We start from the raw sequence: 13,332 nt of genomic DNA on the forward strand, positions 1-13,332 counted from the left end.
CTCTGGCTAACACTTCCCCTTGCCGGGTGTGTAGAGGACTTTCACCTCCAAGTCACCAGCGTGGCCACCACAGCCAAACTGGTTGCGCTTGCGCGCAACGCGCCATGCCTGGCGCACACAAAAAAAAGCCCCGCATCTCTCGATACGGGGCTTTTTCATTCAGCACTCAATCAGGCAGTGGCGGCAACCACCGTTTGACTGTCCATCTCCAGGTCCAGCGGCTCTCGGTTAGCGACGGCATTTTGCCCGCTCAACGCCAGATCGAGCAGTTCGCGGTTGGCCACCGCGTACATGGCGTAGTCCGTGCCGCTGGCGGCACGGATGTCCACCAGCATGGCGCGCCAGCGCTCGACCATGGCCTGGTTCTGATCCAGCCACAATGCAAGACGCGCTTCCACGTCTTGCGGGGCATCGGCCATTTGCAGAACCGAGATGGTGATCGCCCGTTGCTGCCAGTCGACGTCATCACGGAAGGCTTCACGAGCCAGCGCCTGCCAGTTGTTTTCCACCGGCAGAGCGCTGATCTGTTGCAGGTACCAGGTGATGTCCAGCGCACTGCCCACAGCGAAGAACGCCTTGGCCACATCGGCAGGGTTCTGACCGGTCACATCAGAGGCTTCGATGACCGGCAGCAAGGAGTACAGGTGCGTAGTGCCTGCAACCATGCGTGCCAGCAACTCAGGTACGCCCGCTTCGACGTAGGCCTGATAACGGGTCTGCCAGCCTTCGCGGGTCTGACCTTCGAGCAATTCGTCGAGCTTGAGGCCCAACGCCGCCAGATGTGGACCGAAGTGTGCGACGTCACGAGCAGCATTCTGCTCATTGCGACGGCTGCGCAGGAACCAGCGGGTAGCCCGACGGCCCAGACGCATCAGCTCATCCATCAGCTCCAGTTGTACGTCGGCCGAAACCTGGTAATCCAGGGCTTCGATCTGACGGAACCAGTGCGGGAGGTGGAAGATGTCACGCACGATCACGTAGGCGCCAGCGACGTTCGCCGGGCTCATGCCGGTAGACTCTTTCAAGCGCTGAACGAAGGTAATGCCCATGTGGTTGACCAGATCGTTGGCGATCTGGGTGCTGACGATCTCGCGCTTCAGGCGGTGACGACGCATGGCTTCGGCGAACTTGCTGACCAGGGTCGGCGGGAACGCAGTTTCCATGTCGCGCGTCAGGTAGGCGTCATCCGGCACCTGAGAGTTGAGCAGCGCTTCCTTGAGGTCGATCTTGCTGTAGGAGATCAGCACCGACAGCTCGGCACGGGTCAGGCCATGGCCAGCCGCGACGCGCTCGTTGAGTTGCTCTTCCGACGGCAGGAACTCGATGGCGCGATCCAGCTTGCCGCGGCCTTCAAGGTCGTTCATCAGGCGTTTGTACTCGGCGATCCGCACGTAGGCACGACGGGCTGCCAGGGACAGGGCCTGGGTCTGCTTGTAGTTGTTACCGAGCACCAGGTTGCCAACTTCATCGGTCATGCTGCCGAGCAACTGGTTACGTTGCTTCTCGGTCATATCGCCAGCATGCACAACTTCGTTGAGCAGGATTTTGATGTTCACTTCGTGGTCGGAGCAGTCCACACCACCGGCGTTGTCGATGAAGTCGGTGTTGGAACCGCCGCCATTGAGGCCGAATTCCACGCGACCCAGTTGGGTCATGCCGAGGTTACCGCCCTCGCCCACGACTTTGCAGCGCAGTTCATTGCCGTTCACACGCAGCGCATCGTTGGCCTTGTCGCCGACATCGGCGTGGCTCTCGGTGCTGGCTTTGACGTAAGTGCCGATACCGCCGTTCCACAGCAGATCCACCGGCGCCTTGAGCAAGGCGTTCAGCAGTTCGGTCGGGGTCAGCTTGTCGGCCTGGATGTCGAAGCGCTCTTTCATCTGCGGGGAAATCGCGATGCTTTTTGCGCTACGGGAGAAGATCCCGCCGCCTTCGGACATGATGCTGGTGTCGTAGTCGGACCAGGCCGAACGCGGCAGGTCGAACAGACGCTGACGCTCAACGAAGCTGTTGGCAGGCTCAGGGTTCGGGTCAATGAAGATGTGCAGGTGGTTAAACGCTGCGACCAGTTGCAGCTTATCCGACATCAGCAAGCCGTTACCGAACACGTCACCGGCCATGTCGCCGACGCCCACTACTGTGATGCTGTCTTCCTGAACGTTGATGCCGCGCTCACGGAAGTGGCGTTGTACGCCAACCCATGCGCCCTTGGCGGTGATGCCCATTTTCTTGTGGTCATAACCGGCCGAGCCGCCCGAGGCGAATGCGTCACCGAGCCAGAAGCCGTAGTCGATGGCAATACCGTTGGCAATGTCGGAGAAGGTCGCAGTGCCCTTGTCCGCGGCAACCACCAGGTACGGGTCATCACCGTCATGCCGCACGACGTTGGCCGGCGGAACCAGGTTGCCCTCTTTCAGGTTGTCAGTGATGTCCAACAGACCGGAAATGAAGATGCGATAGCAGGCGATGCCTTCTGCCGCGATTTCGTCGCGACCGCCGCCCAGAGGCAAACGACGCGGCAGGAAGCCGCCCTTGGCGCCCACTGGCACGATGACCGAGTTCTTCACTTGCTGGGCTTTTACCAGGCCCAACACTTCGGTGCGGTAGTCTTCTTCACGATCGGACCAGCGCAGGCCGCCGCGCGCGACGTTGCCGAAGCGCAGATGCACGCCTTCAACCCGTGGCGAGTAAACGAAGATTTCGAATTTCGGAACCGGTTTCGGCAGTTCTGGAATCAGGTGCGGGTTGAACTTGAAGCTGAAGTAGGACTTGTTCTGACCGTTGGCATCGGTCTGATAGTAGTTGGTCCGCAGCGTGGCCTTGATCAGGTCCAGGTAGCGACGCAGGATGCGGTCTTCGTTCAGTACTTGAACGTCGTCCAGCGCGGCCAGGATCGCGTGTTCCAGGCGCAGCTGCTTGTCGTCGAGGTCTTCGGAAGTCAGCTTGCGGGCCAGGTAGAACCGGGTCTTGAACAACCGGGTCAACTCGCGAGCGATGTCGGTGTGGTTGTTCAGGGTGCTGGCGATGTAGCCAAGGTCGAAGCCCAGGCGAATCTGCTTCAGGTAACGGGCGTAAGCACGCAGCAACGCCACGTCGCGCCATGGCAGGCCAGCGGTCAGTACCAGACGGTTGAACCCGTCGTTCTCGGCATCGCCACGCACGATGTGAACGAAAGCGTCCTGCAGCGTGTCGTTGAGCTGCTGGATGTCGAGGTTCAGGCCTTCGGCTGCGGTGAACGCGAAGTCATGAATCCAGAACTCGCGACCGTTGCTGTGACGCAGGCGATACGGGAACTCGCCGAGTACGCGCAGACCGAGGTTTTCCAGGATCGGCAACACATCGGACAGTGCCAGCGGGGTATCGGCGTGATACAGCTTGCAATGCAGCTGTTGCTGACCGGCGGTTTGCCCCAGCAGCGGCTGGTAGAAGCTCATGACCAGCGGGTTGGCTTCGCTCAGGCTCAGCAGGTGTTGCATGTCGACCACGGCCGAGTGCGCAGCGAAGCGCTCGCGGTAGCCGGCCGGGAAACCTTTAGGGAAGTCAGACAGCACGTTGGTGCCGTGGGCTTCACCGAAGCTTTCAATCACCAGACTTGAGTAGTCGTCCTGCCAGCTGCGGCAGGCCTGCACCACTTCTTTTTCCAGCAACAGCGGATCGATGTCGAGACGGTTCTTCGGATCGACCCGCAGAATCAGTTGCACACGGGCCAGCACGGACTCGGAGAAGAAGGTCCAGAACTCGCAATCCGTAGCTTTCAGGCGATCCATCAGCACTTGCTGGATCTTCTGACGCACTTCGGTGGAGTAGATATCGCGCGGCACGTAGGCCAGGCAGTAGCAGAAACGGCCGTACGGGTCTTTGCGCAGGAACACGCGGATCTTGTTGCGTTCCTGGATCTGCACGATCGACATCACGGTGCTGAACAGCTCGTCGACCGGGGTCTGGAACAGATCGTCACGGGGCAGTACTTCGAGTACCTGAGCCAGTTCCTTGCCCAGGTGAGCCTTGGCCTGGAAGCCGGAACGACGTTCGATTTCCTCGACCTTGCGGCGGATGTACGGAATCACGCGCACGCTCTCGCCATACACCGAAGAGGTGTAGAGGCCCATGAAACGGCATTCTTTGATGACCTTGCCGTCGGCGTCGATTTTACGGATCGACACGAAGTCCGGGTAGGCCGGACGGTGCACACGGCTTGGATGAGCGGCCTTGGCGAACGACAGTACAGTCGGTTCGCGCAGGTAATTCACGGCGTAGTCTTCGATACGCAGGTCATCGGCGGTGAGGCCGGCGCGCAGCAACTTGGTCAAGCCGAGGAATGACTGCGGGTCGTACTCGATATGGCCGCCCTCGGCCTCCTCACGGACCACGAATTCTTCGTAGCCGAGGAAGGTGAAGTGGTTACCCACCAGCCACTCCAGGAAACTCTTGATCTCGGCCTTTTCGTCGGTATTCACCACGTATTGGCTGTTGTCGAGGTCTTCGAGCAACCCTTGGATCTTGGCTTTCATCGGCTCGAAATCGGCGACCGCGATGCGGACTTCACCGAGAACCTGTTCCAGTTCCTTGCTCAGTACATTCAGTTCAGCAGTATTGGCACAGCGGTCGATCTCCAGGTACATCAGAGATTCTTGCTGGATGCCTTCGCCCTGGGTGCCTTTTGGCAGAATTTCCAGCAGCTCGTTCTTGCTGCCGCGACGCACGCTCAACACGGTGGTTTGCAGCGTGTGGATGCTGTAACCGCGACGGTTCAGCTCGGTGCGTACCGAGTCCACCAAAAACGGCAGATCGTGGTGCAGCACTTCGACCGCGGTGTGGGTCGACTGCCAGCCGTGACGTTCGTAATCGGGGTTGTAGACGCGCACTTGTGGTTGCGCGTGATCAAAGCGCTCAAGCAGGCGCCAGGCAGAAAGGGTGCAGCCGGCGAGGTCAGACAACCGACGCTGGGTTAGTTCATCCAGGGAAATGATGCCGAAAAATTGTTCCGCGAACAGCGCCACTTGTGGCAGTGCCTGTTCACTGATGTGCTGCGCCAGTGCCGCTTGCAGTTGGTGCTGGAAGTCGGCTTTGCTGGCTGCGGTGAAGAACGCCATCTGTGGTACTCCGCTTGGGCTTGTTATTGATGGAAGCGTCGCGTGCTAAACCCCTTACGGGGCGGTCCGTCACCCGGCTCCTGATTCTCGGGCAGAGGAAACAGGGCGACAGGTGGGTGAAGCTGGACGAGACACTCAGGTCACATTCACCTTCCAAGAAATGGGCATCTGCAAAAACCACTGTCGAGCTCACAAACACTGTCTTTACAGGTGTCCATCAGTTGCGCAGCTTAACCAGTGCAGCAAGGCCCGTGCTTGCGATGCTGCGACATATTCGGTCATCGGTACGTAACTCGAGTGCTGCGCATCGAACAACACTAGCAGTCGTACAGGAAACCGGCAGTTTTAAGCCAGGTTTACGGCACATACGTACCAGAATTGACCGATAGGCCTCATTCCGTTCACAGCACACCTTCTGACACACAAGTCAGCAGAAAATTCTTCAGGCTGGCAGAATTGCACTTTGCTTGCCCTCACAGCACTCCCAGAGCCAGGAATCGTCCCATGCAAATGACCACCGCCCTCTTGATCGTCAACCCGTGCGACGAAGAAGAAGACAACATGGCCATGCTCGCCTGCCACAGCTCCCAGGGCGAGATGTTCCTAATGACCCGCTACCCGGACGAAGACGAACTGGAAATCACCCTCGATGGCGAGCCTTCGACCCTCGATGGCGTGAAAGTCACCCTCAGCCCTACCCGCCTGCTGATCGAAATCGGCGCTGGTGATGCTGACGCCCTCAATGGCGACGACCATCTGGAAATCCACCACAGCACGGCGGCCTCGGACCTGCCCGAAGTTGAAGAAACCCTGCAGAACATCCTCAAAGGCACCGGCACCTATATAAGCCAGCTCTAAGCCTGAGAATCTCGGGGGCCTGAACCTGCCTCATCGCGAGCAGGCTCGCTCCCACATTTGATCGCATTTTTATGTGAGAACCTGGTCACCTGTGGGAGCGAGCCTGCTCGCGATGGGGCCAGCACATCCACCACAACCCTGAAGTCCTACAAACTCAAACAATTTTGCCAATCAATTCCCGCACTTTGCACAAAATGCCGTTAGTCGCCACCCCCTGCGATGGATTAAAGTAACGCCCCCAGCCCTGGCGTTATTCGAACGTCTTCGGTCACCCTCTCCAGGAACAGTCATCGATGGAACATCGTGAAGCGCTGCTAGCGCTGCGAACCTTTCTTTCAACGCAGATTCTCGGCCAGGAAAAACTCATCGAGCGCTTGCTCATTGCCCTGCTCGCCGACGGCCACATGCTGGTCGAGGGTGCCCCCGGCCTGGCCAAGACCAAGGCCATCAAAGAGCTAGCCGAAGGTATCGAAGCGCAGTTCCATCGCATCCAGTTCACCCCTGACCTGCTCCCCGCCGACATCACCGGCACTGAGATCTATCGCCCGGAAACCGGTAGTTTCGTGTTCCAGCAAGGGCCGATTTTCCACAATCTGGTACTGGCCGACGAAATCAATCGCGCCCCGGCCAAGGTCCAATCGGCCTTGCTCGAAGCCATGGGCGAGCGGCAAGTCAGCGTCGGCCGTAGCACTTATGAGCTGTCGCCACTGTTTCTGGTAATGGCAACCCAAAACCCCATTGAGCAGGAAGGCACCTATCCGCTGCCCGAAGCTCAACTCGACCGTTTCCTGATGCACGTCAAAATCGGCTTTCCGGATGCCGCCGTCGAGCGGCGCATTCTGCAGCAGGCTCGCGGCGAAGCCCTCAACGGCGAAACCAAACCCGAGCGCCGCGTCAGCCAGCAGGCGATCTTCGCCGCGCGCAAGGAAATCCTTGGTTTGTACATGGCCGACGCCGTGGAGGAATACCTGGTGCAACTGGTCATGGCCACCCGCACCCCGGCCAAGTTCGACCCGGAAATGGCCGAGTGGATCGCCTACGGCGCCAGCCCGCGCGGCTCGATTGCCCTTGATCGCTGCGCCCGGGCCCATGCCTGGTTGGCCGGTCGCGACTTCGTCAGCCCGGAAGACATTCAGGCAGTGCTGTTCGACGTATTGCGCCACCGTATCATTCTTTCCTTTGAAGCCGAAGCCGCGGGCATCGACCAGGACCGGGTGGTCCAGCGGATTCTCGACGTCGTAGCCGTCGCTTGACCTCGATGAGCCTACCGCCCGAACCGGGTACCTGCGTCAGCCTCGCCGAGCTGATCAAGATGCGCCATCGCGTGCGTGAAGTGCAGTTGTTTTCAACGCCCAATCAGCGCAGCCCACTGATTGGGCTGCACCACTCGAAACTGCGCGGACGTGGCGTGGACTTCGATCAGGTGCGGGTCTATCAGGCCGGTGACGACGTGCGAACCATCGACTGGCGCGTCACCGCGCGCACCCAGGAGCCGCACACCAAGCTGTTCCATGAAGAACGCGAACGGCCGATTTTCATCGTGGTGGAACAGAGCCGCCGGTTGTTCTTTGGTTCTGGCCTGATGTTTAAATCGGTACTCGCCGCTCAGGCCGCGAGCCTGATTGGCTGGGCTGCGCTGGGTCACAACGACCGGGTCGGCGGGCTGGTGTTCGGCGATAACCAGCACTACGAGATCAAGCCACGGCGCAGCAAGCAAAGCCTGCTGCAACTGCTCAACCGTCTGGTGCGGGTCAATCAGTCGCTGCACACCGACAGCGAGCCGGACCGCGATGCCTTCGGTATCGCCCTGCGCCGCGCCCGGGAAGTGTTGCGACCGGGCAGTCTGGTCATTGTGATCTGCGATGAGCGCACCCTGTCAGATGGCACCGAGCAACAACTGAGCCTGCTGTCACGGCATTGCGACCTGCTGTTGCTGCCGCTGTCCGACCCGCTGGATCATGCCTTGCCCGCCGCTGGCCTGTTGCGTTTCGCCGAGCGTGGCGCGCAGCTGGAACTGGACACGCTGAACTACGACTTGCGCCAGGCCTATCGCGCTCAAGGCGAAGCGCGGATTGCACGCTGGGAGTTGCTCGCGCAAAAACTGCGGGTGCCCTTGATGCCCTTGAGCACCCAGAGCGAAATGGTCGAGCAACTGCGCGACTACCTGAACCCGCAGCGTCCAGGGAAAGCCAAGTGAACAGTCTGGAACAACTCCAACCCTTGATCGCCCCGTCACCTATTGGCTTCTGGCCGCCAGCGCCCGGCTGGTGGCTGCTGTTGATCCTGCTGCCGCTCATGGGTTGGGGCGTGTGGGCCTTGCGGAGGTTTATGCTGAACAAACGCCCGGTGTCCCGTGCCGAGCAACCTCTTGACCCCTTGCGAGTGGCTGCCCTGGCGGAATTGGCCCTGATGCCAAAGCCCTACGATGGTGCGCCTGCAGGTGCCTGGTTGCAGCAACTCAATGGATTGCTCAAACGCCTGTGCCGCAATGATTACCCCTACAGCCAGAGCCACACCCTCAATGGTCGCAAATGGCTGGCGTTTCTCGACAACCGCTGCCCCGCTGCCGGCCTGACCCGCTGGATGGTGCTGGTCGAAGGTGCCTACAAACCCGAATGCAAACTCGATGACAAGGCCATCGCCGGCCTGACCCAAGCGGTCGACACCTGGATTCGCAAACATGTTTGAGTTCGCCTGGCCGTGGATCTTCGCCCTGCTGCCGATGCCCTGGCTGATGCGGGTGTTGCTGCCGGTGGCAGACAGCGGCGAACCGGCGCTCAAAGTCAGCTTCCTCAGCGACCTTGAAGGCCTGGCCCGACGTCGCGCCCGGGCCAACCTGCCGGCCTGGCGCCAGCAAGCGCCGTTCATTCTGCTCTGGCTGCTGTTGTTGATCGCCGCCGCACGCCCGCATTGGCTGGGCGAGCCGTTACCGATTGCCGCCAGTGGCCGCGATCTGTTGGTGGCAGTGGACGTTTCCGGTTCCATGGACTTCCCCGACATGCAGTGGCAGGACGAGGACGTCAGCCGCCTGACGCTGGTCAAGCACCTGCTCGGTGACTTCCTCGAAGGCCGCGAAGGCGATCGAGTCGGCCTGATCCTGTTCGGCAGTAAGGCCTATGTGCAAGCACCTCTGACCTTCGACCGACGTACCGTACGCATCTGGCTCGACGAAGCGCGGATCGGCATCGCTGGCAAGAACACCGCCATCGGTGACGCCATTGGCCTGGCCCTCAAACGCCTGCGTCAACGTCCGGCGCAAAACCGGGTACTGATCCTGGTCACCGACGGCGCGAACAATGGGGGCGAGATCGCCCCGATCACCGCCGCGCGGTTGGCCGCCGAAGAAGGCGTCACCATTTACCCGATTGGCATCGGTGCCGATCCGGAGCAAAGCGGCACGCTGGGCTTTCTGGGGCTGAACCCGAGCCTGGACCTCGATGAGCCTGCCTTGAAGGAAATAGCCGAGGTCACCGGCGGACGCTATTTCCGCGCCCGCGATGGCCAAGAGTTGCAGGCAATCAAGGAAACCCTCGATAAGCTTGAACCGGTTGCGCAACAACCGACCCAGGCCCGCCCCGCCCAGGCGTTGTACAGCTGGCCGCTGGCTGCGGCGTTGCTGCTGAGCATGCTGCTGGTGATCCGCGAGCGCTGGCCCGACAACCTCGTGCAGCGTTTCTTCAACAAGGAGCACTTTCTGCAACAACACCCTGACTGGCGCCAGCGCCTTAAACGCTTGCGTCTGCGGAGGCGCCGATGATTGCGCTCTGGCCACACTGGTTCCGTCCCTGGTGGCTGCTGCTGTTGCCGCTGCTGGGCTGGCTGCTGTGGCAACTCTGGCATCGGCAAAAGCGCGCCGGACGCTGGCAGATGATCCTGCCCCCGGCCTTTCACGCAGCGCTGCTCAGCGGTGGTAGCGGCCGCGAAAGCAAATTGCCCTGGATCGCCCTCGGCCTGGCCTGGACCCTGGCAGTATTGGCGCTGCTCGGTCCGAGTTGGCAGCGGGTTGAACAGACCAGCCAAAAACCGGCCGACCCGCTGGTGGTATTGCTCGAGCTGACCCCTGAAATGCTCGCCACGGACGTTTCGCCGAACCGTCTGGAACAGGCCCGACGCAAGCTGTTCGACCTCTTGCAAAACCGTAGCGATGCGCAGACCGCGATTGTCGTCTACTCAGGCAGCGCTCACACCCTGGTGCCGTTGTCGGATGACCTGGCCACCAGCCGCAATCTACTGGAAGCGTTGAAACCGTCGATCATGCCCGAGATCGGTCATCGCGCCGATCTGGCGGTGAAAAAAGCCCTGACCCTGCTCGATCGCGGCGCACTCGGTCAGGGCCGGATATTGCTCATCGGCTCATCTCTCACCGAGCAGGAACGCCAAGGGATTCGTCAGGCCCTCAGCGGCCAGGCACCACAGTTTTTGATGCTGGGTATCGGCAGCCGCGATGGCGCGCCGGTGGCCCAGGAAGACGGCAGCTTCCTCAAGGACGCCCAAGGCGCAATTCTCGTCTCACAGCTGGACGGAACAAGCCTCAAGACCTTTGCCAATGATCTGGGCGGTCGCTATCGACAGGCGCGACTGGACGATAACGATCTGCGCGGCCTTGGCTTGCTCAACGGCCCGCAAAGCTTGCGCAATGAAGACCAGATCCTGCACTTGGATACCTGGGCCGATCAAGGCTACTGGCTGTTGCTGCCATTGCTGCTGCTCGCAGCCTGTGCCGGGCGACGGGGCTGGCTGTTTTGCCTGCCATTGCTGTTCATGCTGCCGCAACCGAGTTACGCCTTCGAGTTCAACGACCTCTGGCTGCGCCCGGATCAACAGGGCCAGCATTTGCTTGAACAACAACGTCCGGCCGACGCCGCACGGCATTTTGAAGACCCGCAGTGGCAAGGTGTCGCGCTCTATGAAGCCGGCAGTTATGCCGCTGCCGCCCAGCGCTTCGCTGAAGGCAACGACGCCTATGCCCACTACAATCGTGGCAATGCGCTGGCCAAAAGCGGTGAGTTGGAAGCCGCGCTGGATGCCTACGAACAGGCACTGGAGCGCCAGCCGGATTTGCGGCCAGCGCTGAAAAACAAAGCCCTGGTGGAAAGTCTGCTTAAACAGAAACAGACATCGGCGCAAAGCGAACCGGGCAAGACCGAAAGCTCTGACGCTGAGCAAACCACGCAAAACCCACCGCCCGGCGCGGCGACGCAGCCCTCTACCAGTGGCGAACAAAAAACCGAGACGCAGAGCCCGTCATCGACCAGCGAACCTCAGGCACACGGCACACCGCAACCGGGCAATAATGAAGTGCCGGGCAGCGAACTGGGCGACGAACACACCACCACACCGCCCCTACGCTCCGCCGAGGAAAGCGTCGACGGCGAACACCGGCAGGCGCTGGAGCAATGGCTGCGACAGATCCCCGATGACCCGGGCGAACTGCTCAGACGCAAATTTTGGTACGAACAGCAACAACATCAGGATCAGGGAAAAACTCGATGACCCGCTTCACCGCCCTCTTGCTCGCACTCCTTCTCTGGACCTTCCAGGCCCAGGCTGTGGGGCTGGTTGCCAGCGTAGATCGCAGCCGTCTGAACTCTGGAGAAACGGTCGAACTGACCCTCGAATCCAGTGATGCTACGCTGTTCGGCAAACCCGACCTGACCCCGCTGGACCCGCAGTTCGAAGTGCGCGGTACTCGCCAAGTCAACCAACTCACCACCCTGAATGGTGACAACCGCGCCACCACCCGCTGGATCATTACCCTGTTGCCCAAACACAATGGCACCGTGGAGATCCCATCGCTGCAACTGGGGGAATTCAAAAGCCAGCCGATCAGCCTGCAAGTGGTCGAAAGCGAAACCCAGGACAGCGCAAACAAACTGGCGCCGGTGTTCATCGATGCCAGCCTCGATCAGAGCAGCGTCTACGTCCAGGCCCAGGCGATCCTAACCCTGCGCATCTACCACTCGGTGTCGCTGTATGACGACAGCAGCCTGACGCCGTTGCAAATTCCCGATACGCGCATCGAACAACTGGGTGCATCACGCACCTACGAAAAAGTCATCAATGGCCTGCGCCATGGCGTCATCGAACTGCGTTACTCGATCTATCCGCAGCACAGTGGCGAACTGAAAATCCCACCGCAGCTGTTCAGCGCCACACTGGTCGACGCCCAGCCGTCCCAGGAGCCAACGCCAACCGGCCCGAAACAGGGCAAGCTGATGCGCGTCAGCTCCGCCGAGATACCACTGACGGTCAAAGCCAAACCTGCCGACTATCCGGCCGACGTACCCTGGCTACCGGCACGTAGCCTGAGCCTGAGCGAGAGCTGGAGCCCGGAGCCGGATCACAGCCAGGTCGGTGACTCCCTGACCCGCAGCCTGACGATCAAGGCTGAAGGCCTCTCCAGCTCACAACTTGCCCCCCTGCCCGCCACCGAGGTCAATGGTCTGCGCCGGTACCCGGACCAGCCGGTACTGAGCAACCAGAACAGTGAACGTGGGCTGATCGGCAGCCGTGAAGAACGCGAAGCCCTGGTGCCGAACCGCAGCGGCCCGATCGAGTTGCCAGCGGTAGAAGTGGTCTGGTGGAACACTTTTGAGGATCACCTGGAACGCACCAGCCTGCCGGCCCGCACTCTGCAAGTGGCGAGCAACCCGAGCCTGGTGGTCGACACCCTCGCCGGCAGCACGCCAGCCACCTCAGCGGCCAACAACACAGCACTCTGGCGCTGGCAGCTCAGCACCCTGGTTCTGGCCTGTACCACCCTGCTCGGCTTCGGTCTCTGGTGGCGCGCCCGTTGGCAGCCGGCGATCCTGCGGGCTGCGCAGACCGGTCCAAGCCCACGGACCGTGCTCGACGATCTCAAACGCGCGAGCCTGGCCAACGATCCGCAAGCGACCCGGCAAGCGCTGGACGCCTGGGCCCGGCAACAACCGGAAACCCTGGCCGACATGGCCGCCCGCTTCGTACCACTGTCCGATGCACTGGACGGCCTGAACGGTGCGCTCTACAGCGAAACCGGCCAACACTGGCAGGGTGAGGAGCTGTGGCGAGTCATCCGCGCCATCCCGATCACCGAACGCGTCCAGGACCCGGCGGGTGACAGCAACAGCCTGCCGCCGCTTTATCCAAAGTAACGTCATTCAGGGTCGCTCTCACGCAGAGCGTCACCCATGTCCGGGAACCGCTGAAGGGGGAGCTTGCTCCCCCTTGTTGTGTCTGTGCGTGTCTGTTGGCGACCATCGCCAACCCTTCAACCGTAACCGCTCCATGAAGCCCACATTCCAAGCCGATATTTGATGCCCGATGCTGAGCTCCCGAACTCTCTCAGGAGCCTGCCCCACATGATGCGTCCCGATGCAAAAGTCGAAAAGGTATACCTCTA

Annotated in this window: 9 protein-coding genes; 8 read left to right on the forward strand and 1 reads right to left on the reverse strand. The window is 60.9% G+C overall.

All coding sequences use genetic code 11. From position 1 onward, the window contains the following. Positions 1-198, forward strand: a 198-nt coding sequence (locus ACZYSM_RS28255; RefSeq protein WP_489076836.1) for a hypothetical protein, incomplete at its 5' end; no start/stop codon positions are given. On the opposite strand, the gene ACZYSM_RS28260 is transcribed toward ACZYSM_RS28255, so the two are convergent. Next, entirely contained in the window at positions 171-5,093 is a 4,923-nt protein-coding gene (locus ACZYSM_RS28260) for an NAD-glutamate dehydrogenase (protein ID WP_489076838.1), read from the reverse strand. The genes ACZYSM_RS28255 and ACZYSM_RS28260 overlap by 28 nt on opposite strands. A gap of 504 nt (positions 5,094-5,597) precedes the next feature. Between ACZYSM_RS28260 and ACZYSM_RS28265 the strand changes: the two genes are divergently transcribed. The 7 genes from ACZYSM_RS28265 (at position 5,598) to ACZYSM_RS28295 (ending at position 13,084) form a co-directional block, all read left to right on the forward strand. Then, the gene (locus ACZYSM_RS28265; protein ID WP_489076840.1) at positions 5,598-5,951 is read left to right on the forward strand and encodes a hypothetical protein; all 354 of its coding nucleotides are present in this window, start codon (positions 5,598-5,600) and stop codon (positions 5,949-5,951) included. A 293-nt stretch (positions 5,952-6,244) separates the two neighbouring features. Next, positions 6,245-7,204 (forward strand): AAA family ATPase, encoded by a 960-nt coding sequence (locus tag ACZYSM_RS28270; RefSeq protein WP_008150800.1) that lies wholly within the window; start codon positions 6,245-6,247, stop codon positions 7,202-7,204. Between the two features lie 5 nt (positions 7,205-7,209). Continuing rightward, positions 7,210-8,148 (forward strand): DUF58 domain-containing protein, encoded by a 939-nt coding sequence (locus ACZYSM_RS28275; protein ID WP_489076843.1) that lies wholly within the window; start codon positions 7,210-7,212, stop codon positions 8,146-8,148. Then, complete coding sequence (locus ACZYSM_RS28280) at positions 8,145-8,639, forward strand: DUF4381 domain-containing protein (RefSeq protein ID WP_489076845.1); 495 nt, start codon at positions 8,145-8,147, stop codon at positions 8,637-8,639. The genes ACZYSM_RS28275 and ACZYSM_RS28280 overlap by 4 nt, the downstream gene beginning before the upstream one ends. Further along, a complete protein-coding gene (locus ACZYSM_RS28285; RefSeq protein ID WP_489076847.1) occupies positions 8,632-9,708 on the forward strand; it encodes a vWA domain-containing protein in 1,077 nt (358 codons plus the stop codon). Before ACZYSM_RS28280 ends, ACZYSM_RS28285 begins: the two co-directional genes overlap by 8 nt. Further along, positions 9,705-11,444, forward strand: coding sequence for a vWA domain-containing protein (locus tag ACZYSM_RS28290; RefSeq protein ID WP_489076849.1), 1,740 nt, complete (start codon positions 9,705-9,707; stop codon positions 11,442-11,444). The genes ACZYSM_RS28285 and ACZYSM_RS28290 overlap by 4 nt, the downstream gene beginning before the upstream one ends. Further along, complete coding sequence (locus ACZYSM_RS28295; RefSeq protein ID WP_489076851.1) at positions 11,441-13,084, forward strand: BatD family protein; 1,644 nt, start codon at positions 11,441-11,443, stop codon at positions 13,082-13,084. Before ACZYSM_RS28290 ends, ACZYSM_RS28295 begins: the two co-directional genes overlap by 4 nt. Positions 13,085-13,332: the final 248 nt, after the last annotated feature.

The organism is Pseudomonas sp. F220 (genome assembly GCF_057813935.1).